This window comes from Mesorhizobium sp. 8 (assembly GCF_006351905.1).
In the GTDB taxonomy this organism is placed as follows: domain Bacteria; phylum Pseudomonadota; class Alphaproteobacteria; order Rhizobiales; family Rhizobiaceae; genus Mesorhizobium; species Mesorhizobium composti.
Map to the genome: position 1 here is coordinate 287,266 of NZ_CP040914.1, position 22,466 is coordinate 309,731.

Annotated in this window: 21 protein-coding genes; 15 read left to right on the top strand and 6 right to left on the bottom strand. The window is 65.0% G+C overall.

Features of this window, described 5'->3' with window-relative positions:
• Positions 1-262: 262 nt before the first annotated feature.
• From FGU64_RS01500 to FGU64_RS01510, 3 genes are all read left to right on the top strand, one after another.
• Positions 263-1,519, top strand: a complete 1,257-nt coding sequence (locus tag FGU64_RS01500; RefSeq protein WP_139950597.1) for an outer membrane protein transport protein — start codon at positions 263-265, stop codon at positions 1,517-1,519.
• 421 nt (positions 1,520-1,940) lie between these two features.
• Entirely contained in the window at positions 1,941-2,747 is an 807-nt protein-coding gene (locus tag FGU64_RS01505; RefSeq protein WP_139955224.1) for a tetratricopeptide repeat protein, read from the top strand.
• A 57-nt stretch (positions 2,748-2,804) separates the two neighbouring features.
• Positions 2,805-3,263, top strand: coding sequence for a GNAT family N-acetyltransferase (locus FGU64_RS01510; protein WP_180375606.1), 459 nt, complete (start codon positions 2,805-2,807; stop codon positions 3,261-3,263).
• A gap of 15 nt (positions 3,264-3,278) precedes the next feature.
• On the opposite strand, the gene FGU64_RS01515 is transcribed toward FGU64_RS01510, so the two are convergent.
• Together FGU64_RS01515 and xth are read right to left on the bottom strand one after the other, a co-directional pair.
• Entirely contained in the window at positions 3,279-3,770 is a 492-nt protein-coding gene (locus tag FGU64_RS01515; RefSeq protein WP_139950599.1) for a hypothetical protein, read from the bottom strand.
• A 71-nt stretch (positions 3,771-3,841) separates the two neighbouring features.
• Positions 3,842-4,636: an exodeoxyribonuclease III gene (gene xth / locus FGU64_RS01520; protein WP_139950600.1), complete on the bottom strand. Its 795-nt coding sequence runs from the start codon at positions 4,634-4,636 to the stop codon at positions 3,842-3,844.
• Between the two features lie 139 nt (positions 4,637-4,775).
• Between xth and FGU64_RS01525 the strand changes: the two genes are divergently transcribed.
• Together FGU64_RS01525 and FGU64_RS01530 are read left to right on the top strand one after the other, a co-directional pair.
• The gene (locus tag FGU64_RS01525; protein WP_136355392.1) at positions 4,776-6,260 is read left to right on the top strand and encodes a nucleobase:cation symporter-2 family protein; all 1,485 of its coding nucleotides are present in this window, start codon (positions 4,776-4,778) and stop codon (positions 6,258-6,260) included.
• A 128-nt stretch (positions 6,261-6,388) separates the two neighbouring features.
• Positions 6,389-7,516: a metallophosphoesterase gene (locus FGU64_RS01530; protein WP_139950601.1), complete on the top strand. Its 1,128-nt coding sequence runs from the start codon at positions 6,389-6,391 to the stop codon at positions 7,514-7,516.
• A 15-nt stretch (positions 7,517-7,531) separates the two neighbouring features.
• Here the strand turns inward: FGU64_RS01530 and erpA are convergent, their stop codons facing one another.
• Positions 7,532-7,879, bottom strand: coding sequence for an iron-sulfur cluster insertion protein ErpA (gene erpA, locus FGU64_RS01535; protein WP_139950602.1), 348 nt, complete (start codon positions 7,877-7,879; stop codon positions 7,532-7,534).
• 80 nt (positions 7,880-7,959) lie between these two features.
• Between erpA and FGU64_RS01540 the strand changes: the two genes are divergently transcribed.
• From FGU64_RS01540 to tatC, 10 genes are all read left to right on the top strand, one after another.
• Positions 7,960-8,457, top strand: coding sequence for a GNAT family N-acetyltransferase (locus tag FGU64_RS01540; protein ID WP_139950603.1), 498 nt, complete (start codon positions 7,960-7,962; stop codon positions 8,455-8,457).
• 11 nt (positions 8,458-8,468) lie between these two features.
• Positions 8,469-9,692, top strand: a complete 1,224-nt coding sequence (locus FGU64_RS01545) for a deoxyguanosinetriphosphate triphosphohydrolase (protein WP_139950604.1) — start codon at positions 8,469-8,471, stop codon at positions 9,690-9,692.
• An 82-nt stretch (positions 9,693-9,774) separates the two neighbouring features.
• The gene (argS, locus tag FGU64_RS01550; protein ID WP_139950605.1) at positions 9,775-11,532 is read left to right on the top strand and encodes an arginine--tRNA ligase; all 1,758 of its coding nucleotides are present in this window, start codon (positions 9,775-9,777) and stop codon (positions 11,530-11,532) included.
• Between the two features lie 103 nt (positions 11,533-11,635).
• The gene (locus tag FGU64_RS01555; protein ID WP_139950606.1) at positions 11,636-14,530 is read left to right on the top strand and encodes an SPOR domain-containing protein; all 2,895 of its coding nucleotides are present in this window, start codon (positions 11,636-11,638) and stop codon (positions 14,528-14,530) included.
• A gap of 122 nt (positions 14,531-14,652) precedes the next feature.
• Positions 14,653-15,669 (top strand): beta-N-acetylhexosaminidase, encoded by a 1,017-nt coding sequence (gene nagZ, locus FGU64_RS01560; RefSeq protein WP_139950607.1) that lies wholly within the window; start codon positions 14,653-14,655, stop codon positions 15,667-15,669.
• A 98-nt stretch (positions 15,670-15,767) separates the two neighbouring features.
• Positions 15,768-16,565 (top strand): ScpA family protein, encoded by a 798-nt coding sequence (locus FGU64_RS01565; protein ID WP_139950608.1) that lies wholly within the window; start codon positions 15,768-15,770, stop codon positions 16,563-16,565.
• Positions 16,562-17,296, top strand: coding sequence for an SMC-Scp complex subunit ScpB (gene scpB / locus FGU64_RS01570; protein ID WP_136355411.1), 735 nt, complete (start codon positions 16,562-16,564; stop codon positions 17,294-17,296). Before FGU64_RS01565 ends, scpB begins: the two co-directional genes overlap by 4 nt.
• A 137-nt stretch (positions 17,297-17,433) precedes the next feature.
• Positions 17,434-17,664 (top strand): twin-arginine translocase TatA/TatE family subunit, encoded by a 231-nt coding sequence (locus FGU64_RS01575; protein WP_136355413.1) that lies wholly within the window; start codon positions 17,434-17,436, stop codon positions 17,662-17,664.
• A gap of 32 nt (positions 17,665-17,696) precedes the next feature.
• Positions 17,697-18,428, top strand: coding sequence for a Sec-independent protein translocase protein TatB (tatB, locus tag FGU64_RS01580; RefSeq protein WP_139950609.1), 732 nt, complete (start codon positions 17,697-17,699; stop codon positions 18,426-18,428).
• Positions 18,425-19,273, top strand: a complete 849-nt coding sequence (gene tatC, locus FGU64_RS01585; protein WP_139950610.1) for a twin-arginine translocase subunit TatC — start codon at positions 18,425-18,427, stop codon at positions 19,271-19,273. Before tatB ends, tatC begins: the two co-directional genes overlap by 4 nt.
• 83 nt (positions 19,274-19,356) lie before the next feature.
• Here tatC and FGU64_RS01590 read toward each other — a convergent pair whose 3' ends face one another.
• The 3 genes from FGU64_RS01590 to FGU64_RS01600 all read right to left on the bottom strand — a co-directional run bounded on the left by FGU64_RS01590 (position 19,357) and on the right by FGU64_RS01600 (position 22,368).
• A complete protein-coding gene (locus FGU64_RS01590; RefSeq protein WP_136355419.1) occupies positions 19,357-19,671 on the bottom strand; it encodes an antibiotic biosynthesis monooxygenase in 315 nt (104 codons plus the stop codon).
• Between the two features lie 95 nt (positions 19,672-19,766).
• Positions 19,767-20,201, bottom strand: coding sequence for a hypothetical protein (locus FGU64_RS01595; protein ID WP_139950611.1), 435 nt, complete (start codon positions 20,199-20,201; stop codon positions 19,767-19,769).
• 7 nt (positions 20,202-20,208) lie between these two features.
• On the bottom strand, positions 20,209-22,368 hold the full coding sequence (locus FGU64_RS01600; RefSeq protein ID WP_348639782.1) for a TonB-dependent hemoglobin/transferrin/lactoferrin family receptor: 2,160 nt from the start codon (positions 22,366-22,368) through the stop codon (positions 20,209-20,211).
• Positions 22,369-22,466 lie beyond the last annotated feature (98 nt).

Sequence of the window (22,466 nt, forward strand, 5' to 3'; positions counted from 1 at the left end):
GAGCCTCATTGTTGCCGTAATGTAACAATGGAGCCGAAGTCAGCGAAAAGCGGCGGTTTTTGAAGTGAAAGCCGTTGGATTTGTCGGATTTTTGGGTCGCGCCCATCGATTTTTTGCCCGTTTTCGCCTTGCGCCGAATTGGTGTGATCGACTGCCTGCTTCTGCACGCATAGGTGTACTTGTACGGCCTGAAAATTCGTTATTGCGCCGTTAACCGGGAAACGCTCTTGCTTGAGCGACTGATTTTCGGGGAGACGGACTCATGCGGACTTTCAAGGCAAAGGCGCTGTTGGGGGCAGGCAGCCTGACGCTGGCGCTGGTCGGCGCGGCACAGGCCGGCGGCTTTTCGCGCGGCACGGCCGACACCGACATCCTGTTCGATGCCGGCAACTTCAACATTCGCGCCGGCGTGACCTATGTCAGCCCGAAGCGCGAGTTTTCGAAGGCTCCGGCGAAAAAACCAACTGATGTTGGCGATCCGCAGGGCTTGGTCGGCACATCCTATACGGACGATTACATCGTGCCGTCGATGGCGATCAAGATGAACCTCACCGACAATCTGCGCTGCGCCGCCACCATGGTGGACAACAATGGTGGCTCGGCCACCTATGCTGTGCCGAAGCCGAGCGGCAAGCTTTCGGAAGAATTCACGACCAATGAAAAGGCGCTGACCTGCGGCGTCAAATTCCAGGCCGGACCGGGCAATATCTGGATTCTGGGCGGCGGGTTTATGGAAAACTTCGACTATAGCCGACAGAACGCGCTCGGCACGCTGCCCAATGGCGTGGCGCTCCCCAACGCCAACCTCCAATTGTCCGGGCAGGATACCGGTTATCGTATCGGCATTGCCTATGAGATCACCGACATCGCGCTGCGCGCGCAGCTCATGTACCGCTCCGGCACGAGCTACGGTGCCGATGGCAGCCTGACGGTTCCGACCGCCGGTGTGCTGGGACAACAGGCGAAGATCGCCGCCGCCGCCGGCCGCTTCGGCGACGCCGGATTGCTCCTGGGCCAGGCCGCTAAGGCTGCGGCCGCAGGGTTGAATACGACGGTACCGGCCACCGGCACGGGCAATCTGCCGCAGAGCGTCGAATTCAAGCTACAGTCCGGCATCGCACCCGGCTGGCTGGCTTTCGGCTCCGTAAAGTGGATGGATTGGAGCGTGCAGAAGGAGTTGCTGGTCAATTCCGCGCTCTCCAACACCGCCGACGAATACTTCTGGAAGGACGGCTGGACCGTCACCGGTGGCGTCGGTCATGCCTTCAACGACCGCGTGTCCGGCCTTGTGAGTCTGACCTGGGACAGCGGCGTCAGCACCGGCTACGACTTCTCCTCCGACACCTACACGCTGGCGCTCGGTGGTTCGCTCAAGGACTCGCTCGGCGGCGAACTGCGTGCCGGCGTCGGTGTCAGCTACCTGACTTCGGCCGAAATTACCAAGGGAGGTGATACCGGGTTCGCGGTCAAGGACGGCTATGCCTTGGCCGGCAGCATCGGCTATAACATCAAGTGGTAAGTTATTGCCATTATTGACAAAAAGGCCGGGCATCGCCCGGCCTTTTTGTTGCGGCAATTGTCAGATTGTCTCACCGGGCGTTGCGAACAGGAAAAGGGGCCGTGCCGGCATGCGTGTGTGTCGTTTCAGCAACAGTTTATGAACACCCTTGTGTTACAAGCCTGCGCCGGAGGGAGTTGCCCACATCCCGCCATAAACCCGGCGCACCTCGTTAAGGTCCCCGGACACGCGCCATGAAGGCTCGGCGACGGGCAAGGCCGCACCGCCCGCGGCAAGGATGAGTATGAGCGCCAGAGTGATCGCATTTGCGGATCTGACGGATCGCTGCACCGCCGGCTGCTCCCCGGCGCTTGTGGATGCTTCCGCTTTGATCCGCGGCATCGGCCGCCATGCCCGCCGGGGCAGGGCGCCGGCTGGCCCGATCCGCTCCTGTCTTCTCTCCGCGCTGGCCGCCGTTGTCCTCCTGATCGGCGCCGGGCAGGCGCTGGCCTTCGACGACAAGGTGTTCGACGACAAGACCGGCGTGAAGCCGCAGTCGAGCCCCTGGGCGGTCTTCCAGTTCGGTTTCTCGGCCTACAAGAGCGGCCACAAGGAACAGGCCGTCGAGGCCTACAAGTACGCTGCCGAGAACGGCCAGATCGGCGCCACCTGGAAGCTCGCCCGCATGTATGCCGAGGGCGACGGCGTGACGCGCGACGACTACGAGGCCTACAAGTTCTTCTCCGAGATCGCCGACCAGGACGTCGAGCCCGGTTCGCCGGAGGAAAGCTATGTTTCCGATGCGCTGGTGGCGCTGGGCAATTACCTGAAGAAGGGCATTCCCGGCACGCCCGTCGCGGTCAACGAGGTGCAGGCGCAGGAATATTACATGCGCGCCGCCGCCAACTATCGCAATCCCGTCGCCCAGTTCGAGATGGGCAAGATGTTCCTCAAGGGCGAGGGCGGCGTCAGGGCTTCGGTCAAGCAGGCGGCGCGCTGGTTCCAGCTTGCCGCCGAGAAGGGCCATGCCGGCGCCCAGGCGACGCTCGGCAATCTGCTGTTCCAGAGCGGCAAGATCGTGCGCGGCCTGGCCATGATGACGGCGGCCCTCGACCACGCGCCGGCCAGCGACCAGCCGTGGATTCGCTCCATGCAGGAAGAGGCCTTCGCGCTGGCGCCGGAAGCAGACCGCCGCACAGCCATTTCACTGGCCGACGACATCCTCACCAAGGGCTTCGGCGGCCAGTAGCAGGCATCGCCGTCCTGTTCCCTACCATTCATGGACATTCAGGTTCGACCCGCCACGATGGAGACGCGCGATGCGTTTGCATCCCTGCTGGCGCAGGCCAGTACGTGGCAAAGAATGCGCGGCTCGGAGGCGTGGTCCCGTCCCTTCGACGATGATTGGATGCTGCCGCGCATGGAGCGAGGCGAACTGTTCCTGGCCTATCTGGACGGCGAACCCGTTTCCGCGTTTCGTCTCCTCTGGGAGGATCGCCCGTTCTGGGGTGAGCGGGAGATCGGCGACAGCGTCTATCTTCACACATTCGCGGTCCGGCGCGACAGGGCGGGCCTCGGCATCGGCGAGGCCGTCATCGAAACGGTCGTCGGCATGGGACGCGAGCGCGGCCGGACCAGGGTCCGGCTCGACTGCTTCCTCTCCAGCACCGGCCTGATCGGCTATTACGAGCGCAACGGCTTCGTTTCGGTCGGAACCGCGTCCATGCAGGGCAAGGTCGTGGCACTCATGGAGAGGGCAATCTGATTATTGGAGCGCCGCTCACGAGCGGCCGAGCAGCTTGTCCAGAAGCTCGCGCGGTTTCTCGAGCGGCTTCCACGAACCGTCGTCCGGCGCATGGCTCGCGTCGAGCGGCGGATTGCCCGGACAGTCGTCCTGCACCTTCGTCCACGACGAGGTGTTGAGCACGAGGTCGCAGCGCGCCAGGTAGCGCGTGCCGTCGACGCTGAGGCAGGCGAGCCTGCCGGCGCCGAACGATTGGGCGTTCGCCAGGCAGTTGGCGTCGAAATCGGCCGTCTGCGGAGCCTGTTGGTGTTCGCCGCCCGGGCAGTAGTCCTGCACCGTACGCCAGGACATCACGTCCTGCGTCGTTTCGCACAGCGCCAGCTTTCCCCTTTCGCCGACCTGCAGGCAGGCATACTGGCCGACGCCGAACGCTTCTCCCGCGGAAAGGCACCGAGGCTCCGCCGCCGCCGCTTGCGATGCGCCCGCAACCGCTGCGGCGGTCATGGCAAGCGTGGTTGAAAACCGCATGTCCGCCTTCAATTCCAAACCCGAAAAGTCAAGCACAACAGGCGAATGTGGCTATATCGCGGAGCCATGCCTCAAGCTGCGGCGAGATCGAGTTCGATCGCGACGGGGACGTGGTCGGAGGGTTTTTCCCAAGCCCGCACATGCTTCTCGATCGAGGCCGAGGAAAAGCGATTCGCCGCCTCCGGAGAGAGCAGGAGATGGTCGATGCGTATGCCGTTGTTCTTTTGCCAGGCCCCGCCCTGGTAGTCCCAGAAGGTGTAGGTGTCAGGCTGGTCGGTCACCGCGCGCACGGCTTCGGTGAAGCCGAGGTTCTTCAGGCGCCGGAAGGCCTGCCGCGTCTGTGGCTGGAACAGGGCGTCGCCCAGCCAATTCTCCGGGTGCCGGGCATCGATCGGCTCGGGGATGACGTTGTAGTCGCCGGCGATCACCAGCGCTTCCTCAAACTCCAGCCGCTCGGCCGCCCAACGCTCCAGCCGCTCCATCCACGAAAGCTTGTAGGGAAACTTCACCGGATCGTCGATCGGGTTGCCGTTGGGCAGGTAGATGGAGGCGACGCGCAGCGCGCCTTTGTCTGTGGAGAACACGCCCTCGATGAATCGCGCCTGCTCGTCGCTCTCGTCGCCCGGCAGGCCGCGGTTCACCTCGTCGAAGCGCAGCTTCGACAGGATGGCGACGCCGTTGAAACCCTTCTGGCCGTGTGTCTCGACATTGTAGCCCAGCGCCTCGACCTCGGCGCGAGGGAACTGCTCGTCGACGGTCTTGATCTCCTGCAGGCAGACGATGTCCGGTTGGCTTTCGCCGAGCCAGTGGGTGAGGTTGCCGATGCGCGCACGCACGCCGTTGATGTTCCAGGTCACGATCTTCATGAAAATCTCGCGATGATTTCAAAATGTTCTTGATAGCGCTTGGCGCGATTGCAGACGATCCTGCACTATCCTTCGGAGGAAGGGAACCGGCTCTCTTGGGCATTCTTCGGGCCGGTTCTGGGAGAGAGGAAAAAATGCCATGACGTCAACCACGCATTCCGTGGACGAGGTGCTGCCGGCACCGCGTCTGTTCGCGCTCGGCCTCCAGCATGTGCTGGTCATGTATGCCGGCGCGATCGCCGTGCCGCTGATTATCGGCCGCGCATTGAAACTGCCGCCGCAGGATGTCGCCTTCCTGATCTCGGCGGACCTGTTCGTCTGCGGCATCGCTTCGATCCTGCAATCGATGGGTGCGACGCAATGGTTCGGCATCAAGCTGCCGGTGATGATGGGCGTCACCTTCGCCGCCGTCGGGCCGATGGTGTCGATGGCCGTCGCCAATCCCGGCGTCGATGGCGCGCGTACCATTTTCGGCGCCATCATCGGTGCGGGCATCGTCACGGTGCTGATCGCGCCCTTCGTCTCGCGCATGCTGCGCTTCTTTCCGCCGGTGGTGACGGGCACCATCATCCTGGTCATCGGCGTGTCGCTGATGAAGATCGGCATCGCCTGGATCTTCGGCCTGGGTGTCGGCCCGACCGCGCCAAAGCTGGTCGATCCGGTGCATGCCGACTGGCTGAAGGCGGCGATGGATACGGCAAGCGCTGGCGGGTCCGCCATTCCGCCGGTGCCGCCGGGCATCGCACTGGCCCCTTCGCTGCCGAATCCCGCCTACGCGCCGGTTTCCAACATCGTGCTCTCGCTGGTGGTGCTCGCCATCGTCGTCGGCGTCGCCCGCTTTACCAAGGGCTTCCTGTCCAACATCGCGGTGCTGATCGGCATCATCGCCGGCGGCGTCATCGCGGCCGGGCTCGGCCTCATGCACTTCGACAAAGTGGCGAACGCCGCCTGGTTCGCGCCGATCATGCCGTTCCACTTCGGCATGCCGATCTTCTCGCCGGTGCTGATCCTGACCATGGTGCTGGTGATGATCGTCGTCATGATCGAATCGACCGGCATGTTCCTGGCGCTGGGCGAGATGACCGGCAAGGAGGTGACCCAGCCGATGTTGTCGTCCGGCCTGCGCATGGACGGCCTGGGCACCGTGCTCGGCGGGATTTTCAACACCTTTCCCTACACGTCCTTCTCGCAGAACGTCGGATTGGTCGGCGTGACCGGCATCAGGAGCCGCTTCGTCTGCGTCGCCGGCGGCGTCATCATGGTGGTGCTTGGCCTCATTCCGAAGATGGGCGCGCTGGTCGAGGCTCTGCCGACGGTGGTGCTGGGCGGGGCGGGCATCGTCATGTTCGGCATGGTCGCCGCCACCGGCATCCGCATCCTGACGGCGGTGGACTTCAAGACCAACCGCAACAACCTGTTCATCGTCGGCATCTCGGTCGGCTTCGGCATGATCCCGGTCGTCGCGCCGGAGTTTCACATGTGGCTGCCGAAGGCCATCGGCCCGCTGATCGATTCGGGCATTCTGCTCGCCTCGATCGCATCGGTCCTGCTCAACCTGGTCTTCAACGGCGCCACCGGCGATGCCGAGGGCCTGCGCGAAGCGGCGATGAGCGCCGAGGCGTGATCCTCGACGCCAAATTCCGCGGCGCCAAATCCCCAACACCAAATCCATTGAAAAGGGCCGCTCGGGCGGCCCTTTTTGTTTCATCCGGAATCTGGACGGGCGATCCGGGTCGTGCTGAATTGTTGGCGATGAACGCTTGCTTGGCGACGCCGCTTTCGCGGCGGACTCTCCTCAAACAGGCGGCCGCCCTCGGGATCGTCGGCGCCGCCGGCCAGGCTTTCGCCCAGTCGACCCGCGCCGTTCCGCCCATCGATGCCACCTTCCTGTTCGTCGCCGACATTCATGCCTGCCGCATGGCCAAGGGGCTGAGCCCTAATTGCCAGAAGGAAGGAAAGACCGATGCCAACCTGCTGCGCAACATCGCGGCGCTGAACGGCCTCGGCGATACGCTGTGGCCGGCCGAGATCGGCGGCGTGGCCACGAGCCTGCGTTCGGCCGGCCGACCGATCGGAACGCCGCTCGGCATCGTCGTCGGCGGCGACATGACCGACGATGGCGGCGGCCAGGTCATCCTGCCCAGCGAAGGCACGCAGCTGCTGCAGTTTTCCCAGCGGTACCAGCAGGGCGTCGGGCCGGACCGGGTCCACGTTCCGGTCTATGTCGGGCTCGGCAACCACGACCTCGACCAGAACGGCCCGACGGGGCACCTGAACTGGTATCGGCGCGAACTGCGCGACTATGTCGAGATCAACCACCGCGCCGGCGTCTTCTTCAAGCCGCCCGTGCCGGCCGACAACTACGACGTCGGTTCCGACTGCTATTCGTGGAACTGGGGCGGCCTCCATCTCGTCCAGACGCATCGCTTCGCCGGCGATACCGGGCACGGCGCCCTGAGCAGCCTGCCATGGCTGAAGCAGGACCTTGCGGCCAACGCCGCGGACGGGCGTCCCGTCGTCCTGTTCCAGCACTACGGCTGGGACACGTTCTCGACCGAGGTATGGGACAAGGCCCAGCATCGCTTCGACGACAGCGGCGAGGGCACCGCGCACTGGTGGAGCGCGGCAAACCGGGAGGCCCTGCTGGAAGTGCTGAAAGGCTACAACGTCATCGGCGTCTTCCACGGCCATCAGCACGAAACGCCGATGATCTATCAAAGCGACGGGCTCGACCTGTTCAAGCCGAAGGCCGCCTATATGGGCGGCTTCGCGATCGCGCGGATCACCAACCAGGCAATGGACGTCGTGCTGGCCGAGGCGAGCGACGACCATGGCGGCGTCGTCTTCACCAACGCCTTCAGCAAGACGATCAGCGTGTGAATCCGGGACTGCCGGTCAGATGGAGAAGCTGGTGCCGCAGCCGCAGGAGGCGACGGCGTTTGGATTCCTGATCTGGAAAGACTGGCCCATCAGGTCGTCGACGAAATCGACCACCGAGCCGCCCATATAGACGAGCGACAGGTCATCGATCAGAAGCGTCGCGCCGTCCTTCTCGATGGCGACATCGTCGTCGTTGCGGCCGTCCACGAGATCGAATCGGTAGGAGAATCCGGAGCAGCCGCCGCCCTCGACGGCGACGCGCAGCGCCGTCTTGCCGGGCTCGGCGGCAACGATCCGCGCGATCCGCTTCGCCGCGGCTTCGGTCATTTCTACGGTCGTGGTGGTCTTGGCGCCGGCATCCATTGCGCTCACCTTGCGTTGTGCTTGCCATGATAGGTATGAAGCGACAGCGGCCAAGTCAACGGCCGCCGAAGGAGGTGGCGATGATCCAGATCAGGGCCATGACCGAGCGGGATGTCGAAGCGGTCTCGCGGCTGCTGGGTGCTTCCTGGCGCCGCACCTATTCGACGATCCTCGGATCGGAGACGACGGCGCGCGAATCCGATGCCCGCCATGCGCCGCAACGGCTTGCCGCGGAACTTACGGACCCCGACAAAGCGTCCTTCGTGGCCGAGCGGCGGGACAAGTCGCTTGCCGGCTACGCGCTGGCCAGCATGGACGAGGCCGGCGACGTCACGCTCGACCGCCTGCATCTCGATCCGTCCGAATTCGGCACCGGCCTGGCGGTTGACCTGCTGCATGCTGTTCTGGCCTTCCATGCCGGCATCCCCAGCATCGCGGTGGAGGTGATCGAGGGCAATGACAGGGCTCTGGCTTTCTACCGCAAGCACGGCTTCGAGGTCGTTCAGCGCCAGGACGCCTCGCACGAGGCGGACGGCCATTCGTCCGTCATCCTGCGCAAGCTGCTGCCGCGAGCCTGATTGCGATTTGAATGGAAGACGGGGGCAGGGATCTCGGTGACATCGGCTTCGGCTACAGGCCGCGCGCGGCCTATGCCTGCGATCCGGCGCGCTCGCGCGGGCGGCTGTTCGCCGAGCCCGAAAGCCCGACGCGCACGCCTTTTCAGCGCGACCGTGACCGCATCATCCATTCCACCGCTTTCCGCCGGCTGAAGCACAAGACGCAGGTCTTCGTCGCCCATGAGGGCGACCACTATCGCACGCGGCTCACCCACACGATCGAGGTGGCGCAGATCGCGCGTGCGTTGGCCCGCGCGCTGAGGGTGGACGAGGACCTCGCCGAGGCGGTGGCGCTGGTCCACGATTTCGGCCACACGCCCTTCGGCCACACCGGCGAGGACGCGCTGAACGAGAAGATGGCGGCCTGGGGCGGCTTCGACCACAACGCCCAGTCGCTGCGCATCGTCACGCGGCTGGAGCACCGCTATGCCGACTTCGACGGCCTGAACCTGACATGGGAAACGTTGGAAGGGCTGGTCAAGCACAACGGCCCGCTGACGGATGCGGCGGGCAGGGGGCTTGCCGGCCCGGTGCCGCCGACGATCCGCAACTATAACGAGCTGCACGATCTCAAGCTTGCGAGTTTCGCCAGCATCGAGGCGCAATGCGCGGCGCTTGCCGACGACATTGCTTACGACACGCACGATATCGACGACGGCCTGCGCTCGGGCCTTTTGAAACTGGAGATGCTGGCGGACCTGGGGCTGCCGGGCGCGATCCTGAAAGGCGTGCGCGAGCGCTATCCGCATCTCGATACGGTCCGCACCGGGCATGAATTGATGCGGCGCCAGATCACGGCGATGGTCGAGGACGTCATCGCCGAGGCTTCCGCCCGACTGACGCGCGTTGCGCCATCGACGCCCGACGCGGTGCGTGCCGCCGGCGAGCCCATCGTCGCCTTCTCGCCGGCCATGGCGGCAAAGGAGAAGGAACTGAAGGCCTTTCTCTACGGCCACCTCTACCGCCATCCGGAGGTGATGCGCGTGCGCGCCGACGCCGAGCAGGTGGTGAAGGACCTGTTCGACGCCTACTACGCCGATCCCCGCGCTATGCCCGAAGGCTGGCGCGAGGGGCTGGACCGGGCGGAGGACCGCATCAAGGCGCGTTCTGTGTCCGATTTCCTCGCCGGCATGACCGACACCTATGCGCTCAAGGAGCACCGGCGCCTGTTTGACCGGACACCGGATTTGAGCTAGGGCGAGCCGAAACCACGAAAAACGTGAAAATCACGCCTGAAACGTGAAATTTTACGTGTTTTCCGTTCTACGAAAGCCTGTCATGCACATTTTCGCCGACTTCACTGCGCGGATCGCCAAGGCCGTCGAAGCGCTTGATTTGAAAGACAAGGAGGGCACCGCGCCCGATCTGTCGCGCATCGCCGTCGAGCCGCCGCGCGACGCCAGCCACGGCGACCTCGCCACCAATGCCGCCATGGTGTTGGCCAAGCCCACCGGCCAGAACCCGCGCGCGCTGGCCGAAAAGATCGCCGAGGCGTTGCGCGGCGACGCCGACATAGCATCCGCCGAGATCGCCGGCCCGGGTTTCGTCAATCTCAGGCTCACCGAGCGCTTCTGGCAGGCGCATCTGGTCGATATTCTGGACGCTGGGCGCGACTTCGGTCGCTCGACCGTCGGCAAGGGCCACAGCACCAACGTCGAGTACGTTTCCGCCAACCCGACGGGTCCGATGCATGTCGGCCATTGCCGCGGCGCCGTGGTCGGCGACACGCTGGCCAACCTTCTGGCCTTCGCCGGTTATGCGGTGGTGAAGGAATACGTCATCAACGACGCCGGCGTGCAGATCGACGTGCTCGGCCGCTCGGTGATGCTGCGCTATCGCGAGGCGCTGGGCGACGACATCGGCGAGATCCCGGCCGGCCTCTATCCGGGCGACTATCTCGTGCCCGTCGGCGAGGCCCTGGCGAAGGAATTCGGCCGCTCGCTGCTGCAAATGCCGGACGAAGAGGCGCTCGCCATCGTCAAGGATCGCACCATCGACGCCATGATGGTGATGATCAAGGCCGACCTAGCGCTGCTCAACGTCCATCACGACGTCTTCTTCTCCGAGCGCACGCTGCATGCCGACAACGCCAAGGCGATCCGCGCGGCAATCGCCGATCTCACGATGAAAGGCCACATCTACAAGGGCAAGCTGCCGCCGCCGAAGGGCGAGAAGCCTGACGACTGGGAGGACCGCGAGCAGACGCTGTTCCGCTCCACCGAGGTCGGCGACGACATGGACCGCCCGCTGGTCAAGTCGGACGGTTCCTTCACCTATTTTGCCGCCGACGTCGCCTACCTGAAGGACAAGGTGAACCGTGGCTTCGACGAACTGATCTATGTGCTCGGCGCGGACCACGGCGGCTACGTCAAACGGCTGGAGGCTCTGGCGCGCGCCGTCACCGGCGGCCGCGTCAAGCTCACCGTGCTTCTGTGCCAGCTGGTGAAACTGTTCCGCGACGGCGAGCCGGTGCGCATGTCGAAGCGCTCGGGCGATTTCATCACGCTGCGCGAGGTGGTGGAGGAGGTGGGGCGCGACCCGGTGCGCTTCATGATGCTCTACCGCAAGAGCGACGCGCCGCTGGACTTCGACTTCGCCAAGGTGACCGAGCAGTCGAAGGACAATCCGGTCTTCTACGTGCAGTACGCCTCGGCGCGCTGCCATTCGGTGTTCCGCCAGGCGGCCGAGCAGTTTCCGGGCGAGGCATTCGCGCGCGACGACCTCAAGGCGGCCGTAGCTGGCCTGACGGACGAGGGCGAACTCGGCCTTATCCGCAAGCTCGCCGAATACCCCCGGCTGATCGAGCAGGCGGCCCTTGCGCAGGAGCCGCACCGGCTGGCATTCTACCTCTACGACTTGGCGAGCGCCTTCCATGCGCACTGGAACCGGGGCACGGAGAATCCCGGCTTACGTTTTGTTAAGGTTAACGACCGACAATCGACTTATGCCAGGCTGGGTCTGGTGCAGGCTGTTGCGGACGTTTTGACGTCCGGCCTGACGCTGATAGGGGCCGACGCCCCGACCGAGATGCGTTAGGCTTTACTAAAAAACCTGCCACCTTTCGCCCACATTGGCTTGGTAAGGGCCAACCCTTCGCGACGTCGCTGGCGCGCGGACGAGTACGAGTTCGGGAACGATTATGGCAGACAGAAACCAGCTGAAAGTCGCCGATCATCATGGCATAGCCGATGACGATCCCTTTGCGGAACTGACCCGTATCATGGGTTTCGATCCGCGCGAGCCGGTTCGCCCGCAGACGCCGGTCCAGGCCGTTCCCGCCGAGGCGGTGGATGACGCCTTTGGCATCGACCTCGAAAAGGAATTGATGGGCGAGCTTGCCGGGTTCGATGACGAGCCCGTCGCTGCGCCGGCCGCCATCGAGCCGCAGGTGGAAGAGCTGGCGCCGCAGGTGGAGTGGGATTCCGCCCCGACCGCAGCGGTCGAAGCTGCCGCCGGCGACGGTTTCGATCTCGATGCCGCCATGGACGAGCACGTCGCTGCCTCGCTGCATGAGGATTTCAGCGTCGAGGACGAGGTCGAACAGGCCGCCGGGTACGAGGCCTATGTCGAGCCTGAATCCGAAGACGCTGCTGACGAGCAGGTGCTGGCGGACGACAGAGTATTCGACGACGTGACGGCTCAAGACTTCAGCGCCGCGCCGCAGGACGCCGAAACGTCCGGAGACGATGGCTATGCCGTCGCCGCCGAAGCTGCGCCGGTCTCGGGGCAGGGCGCGTCCGACGACGATTTCGCCGCCTATTTCGATGGCGCCATGGCTGACGTGGACATGGATTTCGCCGCCCGTCCGGTTGAATCGGAAGCGGTCGCGCAGCCTGTCCATGACGACGTGGTCAAGCTGGATGACGCGCTCGGCGCTGTCGACGAGGAATATCGCGAGGCCGTCGACGAGCCGGCTTTCGAACACGTCGCCGAACAGCCCGCTTTCGAGGAAACGGCCTACGAGCCCGAGCCCGTGGCGGCTTACGAACCCGAGCCTGTTGCTGCCGCCTATGTAGACGACCAGCCCGTTGCCGATGAATCTTCGGTGCAGGATATCGATTTCCGTGGTGCTTTCGACGAGCACTTTGCGGCCGATCCCGTTGCGGAGGCGCCGCAGCCTGTCGCGGCCGAACAGTCGCAACCAGCCCCGGCCTTGCACGAGAGCACGCTGGAAGACGAACTGAATGCGCTGTTGAACCGTATGACGGCGCGCCCGGCTGCTTCCGAGCCGGCAATCGCGGCCGTGAGCGAGGCTGCTACCCAGGCAGCCGAGGAGCCGCCCGTGTCGCATCACGAACACGACCCGGAAGCCCTTGACGCGGCGTTGCTGGCCGACCTCCAGGCTCTGGATTTCGACGACATCGCCGCTGACGCGCACGAGCAGGAGGCGGCCACAGCTCCCGCCGCCGAATCGAACTGGACGTGGAGCCGGGGCACGCCGCTTGCCCAGACGCCGGTCGCCGAGCCTCGCGCCGCCGCGCCCGAACCGGCGTCCGATTGGCAGGGGATGGCGCAGCAGCCCTACACTTACGGCGTACAGACGGCCGCGCCGGTCGCAAGCGCAGAGCCTGCTGCACCAACTGCCGCGCCGCGCTCCGAGATGCCGGACGTGGAGACGGTGGACGTGCCGGAACGCGTCGTGGCGCTGGCCGACGATCTTGATCTTCCCGAATTGTCCTTCGAGCAGGATGAGCCCGAATCCGTCGCCTACGACGATCTCGACGCGGAATTCTCCGGCCTGATCGGCACCATGGCGGCTCCCGGGCCGGAGCCCGCCGCGCCGCGTGCGGCCGCCTATGAGGACGATCCCTATGTCGGCGGCGCACACGCGCAGTACGAAGCGCCGGCCTATGCCGCGGCCGCCGCGGTGGCGGCATCCGCCGGCGGCAAGGCCGCGGAGTTCGGCCCGGCCGGTTTCGCCGCCAGCCGGCCGCGCGCCGGTCACGATCCTCTTCCCGTCGGCGAGTTGGACTACGATCCCGACCTCGACGAGGTGAACACCGTCCCGGATGTTGCGGAAGGCGCCGGGCGACCGCGCAACCGCGTTCTTCTGGCGGCCGCCGTCATCGGCGCCGTGGCGATCGTCGGCGGCATAGGCGCCTTTGCCCTGTCGCCAGGCAGCGGCGGCAGCGATGCGCCCGCCATCGTCAAGGCCGACAACCAGCCGATCAAGGTGAAGCCGGAGAACCCCGGCGGCACCGTCATTCCCAACCAGGACAACAAGGTCTACGAGGCCGTCAACGGCGTGAAAGCGGCCGATCCGAAGCAAGAGAAGCTGGTGACGGACGCACAGGAACCGATGGACGTAACGCAGTCGGCGGGCGGTCAGCCGGAAAGCCGGGTGGTAGACCTGTCGCCGGATAGTGATGCCGGGCCGGCTGTGCCTGCACCGAAATCGGAAGACCGCATCGAGCAGGCGGCCGCTCCCGAAGCCGACGCTGGCAACAAGGAAACCGCGCTGGTGACGCCGCGCAAGGTGCGCACCATGGTCGTCAAGCCCGACGGCTCGCTGGTACCGCGCGAGGAGCAGGCGCCCGCCAAGGTCGCCGCCACCGAACCGGCCGATCCGGCGCCGCAGCATGTCGATACGTCGGGCGACCAGACGGGCGCGGTGCCCTCCGCCGCCGCCAACGAGCCGGCGGCAGCCGAAAGCGCGGCCCCGGCGCAGTCCTCGGCCACGCCCAAGGTGGCGCCGGTCGCCCCGCAGCGTCCCTCCGATCAACCCGTCGACATCGTCGGCGAGGTCAAGCCGGACCAGGTCGCGGCCCTCGATCAGGGCGCGCCGGCTGCCGGTTCATGGTCGATGCAGATCGCGTCCCAGCCGACCGCCGAGAGCGCCCAGGCGAGCTACAAGGACCTTGCCCGCCGCTATGCCAGCGTGCTCGACGGCCACACCGCCAGCATCGTCAAGGCCGAGATCGCCGGCAAGGGTACCTTCTATCGCGTGCGCGTGCCGGCACAGTCGCGCAACGATGCCATTAAGCTGTGCGAAAGCTACAAGGCCGCCGGCGGCAACTGCTTCGTCTCGAAGTAACGGCGGCTTCAGCCAAATCGGAAAACGGCGCGGCTTCCCGCGCCGTTTTCGCTTTTTGTGGAGCCGACTGTGCTCCGTGCCGCCCGATTCCCTTTGGTCCCGCAACATTCTAGAGTCCGCATATGAGCGAATCACAATCCCTTGTCCTCGGCTGCGCCGAAAAATCGCTGACCCGCGAGGAGGTTTCCTTCTATCGCAGCGAGATGCCGTGGGGCTTCATCCTGTTTGCCCGCAACATCGGCGAGCCCGAGCAGATCCGCGACCTCGTCGCCCACCTGCGCGATTGCGTCGGCTGGCATGCGCCGGTCTTCATCGACCAGGAGGGTGGCCGGGTACAGCGCCTTCGCCCGCCGCTGGCGCCGAACTATCCGGCGGCGCGCGCGGTCGGCGCGCTCTATCGCGACAGCGAGGAGGACGGCCTGCGCGCCGCCTGGCTCATGGCGCGCCTGCACGCCTTCGACCTTGCCCGCTACGGTATCGATGCGGACTGCCTGCCGGTGCTCGACGTGCCGGTGGAAGGTGCCAACGACGTCATCGGCCAGCGCGCCTATGACCGCGAGCCGAAGATCGTCGCCACGCTCGGCCGCGCCAGCGCCGAGGGGCTGATGGCCGGCGGCCTGCTGCCGGTGATGAAGCACATGCCCGGCCATGGCCGCGCCACCGCCGACACGCATCTGGAACTGCCGACCGTGACCGCCTCGCTGAAGGAGTTGATGAACCACGATTTCGCCCCGTTCCAGGCGTTGAACGACCTGCCGGCGGCGATGACGGCGCATGTCGTCTATCAGGTGATCGATCCGGCGAACCCCGCCACCACCTCCGGCAAGGTGGTGGACGAGGTCATTCGCGGCGAGATCGGCTTCGACGGGCTGCTGATCAGTGACGACACTTCGATGAAGGCACTTTCTGGGGATTTCCGCACAAAGGCCGCCTCCATCCTTGCGGCGGGCGTCGATATCGTCCTTCACTGCAACGGCGTCATGGAAGAGATGCGGGGCATCGTTTCCGGCGCCAAACCGTTGCAGGGCAAGGCGCTGGAGCGGGCGACAAGGGCGCTGGCGGTCATCGGCGGCGGGGACGACAGTAGGGAAAGCGAATTGCGCGAGGAGTTCGCGCAGTATTTCGAAGCGGTCGCTTGAGGGTGTAGCAGCCCCGGCCGCAACAGGCGGAAAACCGATAGGTGGCACAGGCAGCGGAGACGAAGGGCGGAACGGGCGGAGCGGGCAAGGCCGCTCCCATGGATCGTCTTTGGGCCGAGAACGAGGAAACCCGCGCCACCAGCGAGCCGTCGCTGGTTGTCGACGTCGACGGCTTCGAAGGGCCGCTCGACCTGCTTCTGCATCTTGCCCGCAACCAGAAGGTCGATCTGGCGCGCATTTCGGTGCTGGCGCTGGCCGAGCAGTATCTTGCCTTCATCGGCAAGGTGAGGGCGATGCGGCTGGAACTGGCTGCCGACTATCTGGTCATGGCGGCCTGGCTGGCCTTCCTGAAATCGAAGCTCCTGATCCCCAAGCAACCGGGCGAAGAAGGCGAGAGCGGCGAGGAACTGGCGGCGGTGCTGCAATTCCGCCTGCGCCGGCTGGAGGCCATGCGCGATGCCGCCGCCCGGCTGGTGAACCGCAACCGGCTCGGCCGCGACGTCTTCCAGCGCGGCATGCCGGAAATGGTCATCGTCGAGAAGCGCAACGAATTTTCCGCCACGCTCTACGACCTGCTCACCGCTTATGCGTCGCAGCGCCAGCGTCAGGCGATCTCCAACGTCACCATCGCCAAGCGTGGCGTCTGGTCGCTCAAGACGGCACGGACAATGCTGTCGCGGCTGATCGGCGCCAGCGCCGACTGGACGGCGCTGGACGCCTTCCTGATCGAGTACCTGGCGAGCCCGGAGGAAAAACGTACCGCCATGGCATCTTCCTTCGCCGCCACGCTGGAACTGGTTCGAGAGGGCAGCCTGGAAGTGCGTCAGGAAGAGGTGTTCGCGCCGATCTACCTGCGCGGGCGCCAGCGCGTGAAAGCAGTCGAGGTTGCACGATGAGCGAAAGCGTCAACGCGTCGGTCATTCCCTTCGTCATCGGCGACGACGGCGAGGCCGTCCGCAATCCGGCCGAGCGCCTGCATCTGGCCGAAGCCGTGCGCATGGCCGAGGCCATCGTCTTCGCCAGCGCCGAGCCGGTCAGCGAAAAGCAGCTTGCCCAGCGCCTGCCGGAAGGCGTCGACGTGCCGGCGGCGATGGCCGAACTGCACAAGATCTACGAGCGGCGCGGCGTCAACCTCGTGCGCGTCGGCGACGCCTGGGCCTTCCGCACCGCCGGCGATCTAGCCTTCCTGATGAGCCGCGACGCCGTGCAGCAGAGAAAGCTGTCGCGGGCGGCGCTCGAGGTTCTGGCCATCATCGCCTACCACCAGCCCGTCACCCGCGCCGAGATCGAGGACATTCGCGGCGTCGAGACCTCGAAGGGGACGCTGGATACGCTCCTGGAGACGGAATGGGTGAGGATGCGCGGTCGCCGCAAGACGCCCGGCCGTCCCGTCACCTACGGCACGACGGAAAATTTCCTCGACCATTTCGCGCTGGAGGAAATCCGCGACCTGCCGGGGATCGAGGAATTGAAGGGCGCCGGCCTGTTGTCGGCACGCATGCCGTCCAATTTCTCCATTCCCCTGCCGCCGGCCGATCCCGATGAACTGACCGAGGACGAGGATCCGCTGACCGATATCGACCTGGAGGAACTCGGCCTTTTGACGCCGAAAGTCACCGAAGAATGATCGCCGACCGGGGCGCTTGCCTTAACCACGCCGTACGCCTGCGTCATTTCGGTACGTTGGGCGATGCGGTTGTGTTTGAAACCGGAAGCGAAAACGCATAGATCAACATCTGGGAACAGTTCTGAGAGAGAGTGACAATGGGTTCGTTTTCGATTTGGCATTGGCTGATCGTTCTGGTGATCGTGCTTCTTGTGTTCGGCCGCGGTAAGATTCCCGAGTTGATGGGGGACATGGCCAAGGGCATCAAGAGCTTCAAGAAGGGCATGGCCGACGACGACGAGGCCGATGATGCCGCCGACAAGGCCCGCACCGTCGAACATCGCGCCGACGAAACGGTTTCGGCGCGCGAAAAGGCGACCAAAAGCTGATTTTCGTTCGCCTTTAAGCGGGTAGCAGCGTCATGTTCGAGGTCGGCTGGACCGAGATGCTGGTGATTGCGGTCGTCATGATCGTGGTCGTCGGGCCTAAGGATTTGCCCAACATGCTGCGCACCATGGGCCGCATGACGGCGAAGATGCGCGGCATGGCGAACGATTTTCGCCGCCAGTTCGACGAGGCGCTGAAGGAAGCCGAGCTTGACGACGTCAAGAAGTCGGTGGATTCGCTGCGCGGCCTCAATCCGGCGACCGAGATCAGGAAGCAGCTCAATCCCTTCGAAAAGGCGGCTGCCGACGTGCGTGCCGGGCTCGACCAGGCGATGAAGCCGAAGCCTGCGCCCGAACCGAAGGTCGCAGAGGCCGACGCCCCCGCCGAACCCGCCGAGCCGCTGAAGAACGGCGCGACGGAGATGCCGGGCGTCACCGGGCCAGACACCATGCCGCCCGCGCCGGCGATCGCTTCGGCAACGGCGGACGCCACCGCAAAGGCCACGCCGGCCGCAAAGGCAAAAACCGCAACGAAACCCGTGAAGGCGCCAGCGGCGAAGCCGGGCAAGAGCGCAGCAGTCGCCGCCGGTAAGGTCGCAAAATCGCCCGCGAAGGCTGCCACTCCTAAGGCCGCGGCAGCCGGGAAGGCCGTCGCGAGTGCGCCGGCAGCCAAGGTTGCCGGGCCGGCGGCAGCAGGGAAGGCGGCTGCCGTGTCCAAGGCTGCGAAGCCGGGCAAGGCAGCTTCGCGCAAGAGGGCCGGCTCGTGAGCATCACCGAACGCGATCGCGAGGAGATCGACAAGTCGTCGGCGCCGCTGATCGAGCATCTGATCGAGCTGCGCCGCCGGCTGATCTGGTCGATCGCCGGCTTCTTCATCGCTTTCCTCGCCTGCTTCTTCCTCGCCAAGCGGCTGTTCAACCTGCTCGTCATCCCCTTCAAATGGGCGACGCAATGGGCCGGTCTGGACCCCTCGAAGGTCGAACTGATCTATACCGCGCCGCAGGAATTCTTCTTCACGCAGGTCAAGCTCGCTGCTTTCGGCGGCATGGTCATCGCCTTTCCGCTGATTGCCACGCAGATCTACAAGTTCATCGCCCCCGGCCTCTACAAGAACGAGCGGAACGCCTTCCTGCCGTTCCTGATTGCGTCGCCGATCCTGTTCTTGATGGGCGCAGCGCTGGTCTACTTCTTCTTCACGCCGATGGTGATGTGGTTCTTCCTGTCCATGCAGCAGGTCGGCGGCGGCGGCGACGTGCAGATTTCGCTGCTGCCCAAGGTGTCGGAATATCTCAGCCTCATCATGACGCTGATCTTCTCCTTCGGGCTGGTGTTCCAGTTGCCGGTGGTGACCAGCCTGATGACGCGCGTCGGGCTGTTGTCCTCCCAGGCGCTGAAGGACAAGCGCAAATGGGCGATCGTCATCGCCTTCGTCGTGGCGGCTGTGCTGACGCCGCCCGATCCGATGAGCCAGATCGGCCTGGCGCTGCCCACCATCATCCTCTACGAGGTGTCGATATGGTCGGCCAAGCTGATCGAGCGCAGCCGCGAGCAGGCCACCAAGGCGGAAACCGAAGACAAATCGGACGAATCGCCTTCCCAGCCGTCGGCCTAGACATAGTTTCCTGAAAAAACCTCCCGGTGGGTCCGCCGGGAGGTTTCTTTTCGTCTGCCCTGCTAAAATGCCGGGCGGAGGCTTCAGGCTCCTTCGACGATCGAAAAGCCCTCGAATTGCGGGTGGCCCAGATAGTGGACCTTGCCGGAACCGGCATTGCGGTGGGCGGCGCGGAAATTCTCCGATTTCGTCCAGGCGATGAAATCGTCCTGCGTGGCCCACAGCGTATGCGAGGCGAACAGCGTGTAGCCTTCCTCTTCGTTGACGGGACCGCGCAGGAGGTGGAATTCCTTAAAGCCGGTCATCTGGGAAAGCGAGGAATCGCGGCTCTTCCATACGTTTTCGAAGGCATCTTCCGATCCCTTCTGCACCTTGAAACGGTTCATGGCTATGAACATCGGCTTTCCTTTCTGGGGTGGGTTGGAGAACGATCGTCCAGCCGCCGTCGCAGGCCGAACGGTAGAATAACGGGTCGGCTTGGCGCTCCGTCTGTTCAGACGCCGAAAGCAATGCCGGCGCGCGTCGAGGTCTTCAGGCCGCGCATGCAGGCCGTCGGCTCGATGCCGGAACCCGCGCATTCGGTGGCGGCGTTGACGAGGACCCGGCCCACCTTGGTGCAATCGGTGCCGGCGAGATCGAAGCGCGTCACCTTGGTCTTGCCGGCCGGCAGATCCTTGAAGTCCAGCACTGTCAGGCGCTCGACCACGCCGGCCTCGTTGAACAGTGCGATCTCGAACGCCGCCTTGGAAAGGGCGGCGCCGAGATCGTTAGTCACCACGAAGGTCAGGCGGCAGCCCTTGTCGGAGGGCTGCGCGCCGTTGAGTTCCAGCGAAAGCGCAGGGGCGGGCTTTGCCGCCTCCTGCGCCGCCGCCCCCGAGCAAAGTGCGATCGCCACGGTTGCCGAAAGAACAAAGGTTGCCGTCTTCATGGTCGTGTCAGCCTCCGAACCGCACCGTCGCCGCCAACTTCACAGACACGCCCGGCTCGTAGATGGTGCTGGTCGCCGTGGCGTTGAGCGGGTTGGCGTACTTCTCGTCGAAGATGTTGTCGACGCGGAAGTCGAACTTGAGATTCTCGTTTGCCTTGTAGCTGGCGAAGGCGTTGACCAGCGTGTAGTCCCTTGCCGCGTCGTTGCCCTTCGGCTTGCCGTTGTGCTGCACCTCGCCGCCGACCGTCAGCCTGTCCTCGAGGAAGCGGAAGCCGAGCTGTGCGGTCACCTGCGAGGAAGGGATGGTCGTCAGGTCTTCGCGCAGGCCGTCATAGGACACCGTGTGGCCGTCGATGATCGAGGCCGAAAGGCCGGCGAAGCCCCAGCTCGCGTCGTAAACACTCTCGAATTCGAAGCCGCGGATCCTGGCGCTCGCGTAGTTCTGGTACTGGTTGCAATATGGGTAGTAGTATCCGCGGAATTGTCCCTTGGCCGGATCAAATACGGGCGCACCCGCCGGCACTGCCGGACAGGCGCCGGTGCCTGCGGGAATATCCCCGTTGGCCTGTATGTAATCCTTGACGTCGTTGTTGAAGTAAGCGGCCTTCAGGCGCAGCGCGTCACCAGCCTCGATGACGCCGTCTGCCTTGTAGTTCGCGCCGAACTCCCAGGTCTTGCCGGTTTCCGGCTTTAGGTTCGGGTTCGGCAGGAACGGGAAGGTGACGCCGGCGGGGTGCATGCCGTTCATCAGCGTTTCGGTGATCGACGGCGAACGGTAGCCCTCGGCATAGGTGCCATAAAATTGCAGCCCGTCCAGACCGGCGCTCTCGAAGGGCGTCACGCCGACGGTGATGCGCGGCGACAGGCGGTCGCCGGAGCTTTCGGCGGTGGCGCTGTCGAGGCTGTAGCTGTCGTAGCGCAGGCCGGCGATCACCTCCAGCCACTCCCAGCTCATCTTGTCCTGGACGTAGAGGCCGCTCACGCGCCGCTTGCCCGACGGCGTGTAGGTGTCCTGGCCGCCGGACGGGTCCAGCGTCACCATGTCGTCGCTCACCCAGTCGCCGCCATAGGTCAGCTCGTGGCCGAGCGTCCCCGTCTCGAAGCGAGAGGTGTTCCAGATGTCGAAGCTCAGCGTTTCGAGGTCGTAGGTGGTCCGCGAGCCGGCGGGAATGGTGGTCGGACGCCCGGTGACCGGGTCGTATTGCCCGCCGAGCGTCCTGAGATAGGTCCGTTCCAGATCGGTCTTGCCGTAGGAGGTGTTGATGTGGAGGTCTAGCCAGCTCTTGTCCTCGTCCGTGACGTTGTAGCGGGCGGTGAAGGTGTTCTGGCGCATGTCGAGATCGGACGTCGGGACGCCGCCGCTGATTTCGTTCCAGCCGTCGCTGGAGCCGACCCAGCCGAGCTTCAACTCGCTGTTCTCGCTCGGCCGCACGGTGGCCTTGAGCAGGCCGCCGAGCACGTCGAAGGCGGAGCCCGCGACCCTGTTGCCGTCGCCGTCCTTGTAGTCGCCGTAGTCGCGATAGACGATGTTGCCCAGCACGTCGAAGTCGGGGCTCAAGCGATAGGCGCCGGTGGCGCTGGTGGTCCAGCCGGAGCCGTTCGTTTCGTAGCGGCCGGTCACCGAGGTGGCCCAGGTCTCTTCCGGCTTGAGAAAGTTCGTCGCGTCCTTGGTGTCGAAGAAGACGACGCCGCCGATGGCGCCCGAGCCGTAGGTGTTGGCGACCGGACCGCGGATCACGTCCACGGACTGGATCAGTTCGGGGTCGATCCAGAAGGTCGACGATGTGCCGTGGCCGGAGCGGTTGAAGTCCTGCCGGGCGCCGTCGACGATCACCTGCACGCGGCCGAAGTCCTGCAGGCCGCGGATGTTGACGCTGGAGGCGGTGCGCTTGGCGTCGGACTGTACGGTCAGGCCCGGCACGCCGAAGAACACGTCGTTCACGCTGGTCGCCAGGCGCCGGTCGATCTGTTCCTGGTCGACGTGGCTTGATGACGACAGCGATTCGATCGCCGTTTCGCCGGTGCGGCTGAGCAGCAGGATCTTGTCGAGCAGCGTTTCGCCGGAGGCGCCTGTCTTGCCTTCGGCCTGCTGCTCTTCCTGCGTCGGCTGCTCCGTATTCGTCTGCTGCGCGTGAGCGAGCGACGCCGACAACGAAGCCGTCGCCACGCCCGCCAACAGGATGCTGACGCTCTTTAGTGTCCGCCGCCTTGCGCCTCTATCGCCGGCGCAACCCTCGAAACGATCCGCAGGCACTTCGCCCCCAA

What these genes read in the sequence shown, in the direction of transcription:
- FGU64_RS01500 (WP_139950597.1), top strand. Translation starts at nt 263, where the DNA reads ATGCGGACTTTCAAGGCAAAGGCGCTGTTGGGGGCAGGCAGCCTGACG.
- FGU64_RS01510 (WP_180375606.1), top strand. Translation starts at nt 2,805, where the DNA reads ATGGAGACGCGCGATGCGTTTGCATCCCTGCTGGCGCAGGCCAGTACG.
- FGU64_RS01515 (WP_139950599.1), bottom strand. Translation starts at nt 3,770, where the DNA reads ATGCGGTTTTCAACCACGCTTGCCATGACCGCCGCAGCGGTTGCGGGC.
- xth (WP_139950600.1), bottom strand. Translation starts at nt 4,636, where the DNA reads ATGAAGATCGTGACCTGGAACATCAACGGCGTGCGTGCGCGCATCGGC.
- FGU64_RS01525 (WP_136355392.1), top strand. Translation starts at nt 4,776, where the DNA reads ATGACGTCAACCACGCATTCCGTGGACGAGGTGCTGCCGGCACCGCGT.
- FGU64_RS01530 (WP_139950601.1), top strand. Translation starts at nt 6,389, where the DNA reads ATGAACGCTTGCTTGGCGACGCCGCTTTCGCGGCGGACTCTCCTCAAA.
- erpA (WP_139950602.1), bottom strand. Translation starts at nt 7,879, where the DNA reads ATGGATGCCGGCGCCAAGACCACCACGACCGTAGAAATGACCGAAGCC.
- FGU64_RS01540 (WP_139950603.1), top strand. Translation starts at nt 7,960, where the DNA reads ATGATCCAGATCAGGGCCATGACCGAGCGGGATGTCGAAGCGGTCTCG.
- FGU64_RS01545 (WP_139950604.1), top strand. Translation starts at nt 8,469, where the DNA reads ATGGAAGACGGGGGCAGGGATCTCGGTGACATCGGCTTCGGCTACAGG.
- argS (WP_139950605.1), top strand. Translation starts at nt 9,775, where the DNA reads ATGCACATTTTCGCCGACTTCACTGCGCGGATCGCCAAGGCCGTCGAA.
- FGU64_RS01555 (WP_139950606.1), top strand. Translation starts at nt 11,636, where the DNA reads ATGGCAGACAGAAACCAGCTGAAAGTCGCCGATCATCATGGCATAGCC.
- nagZ (WP_139950607.1), top strand. Translation starts at nt 14,653, where the DNA reads ATGAGCGAATCACAATCCCTTGTCCTCGGCTGCGCCGAAAAATCGCTG.
- FGU64_RS01565 (WP_139950608.1), top strand. Translation starts at nt 15,768, where the DNA reads ATGGATCGTCTTTGGGCCGAGAACGAGGAAACCCGCGCCACCAGCGAG.
- scpB (WP_136355411.1), top strand. Translation starts at nt 16,562, where the DNA reads ATGAGCGAAAGCGTCAACGCGTCGGTCATTCCCTTCGTCATCGGCGAC.
- FGU64_RS01575 (WP_136355413.1), top strand. Translation starts at nt 17,434, where the DNA reads ATGGGTTCGTTTTCGATTTGGCATTGGCTGATCGTTCTGGTGATCGTG.
- tatB (WP_139950609.1), top strand. Translation starts at nt 17,697, where the DNA reads ATGTTCGAGGTCGGCTGGACCGAGATGCTGGTGATTGCGGTCGTCATG.
- FGU64_RS01590 (WP_136355419.1), bottom strand. Translation starts at nt 19,671, where the DNA reads ATGTTCATAGCCATGAACCGTTTCAAGGTGCAGAAGGGATCGGAAGAT.
- FGU64_RS01595 (WP_139950611.1), bottom strand. Translation starts at nt 20,201, where the DNA reads ATGAAGACGGCAACCTTTGTTCTTTCGGCAACCGTGGCGATCGCACTT.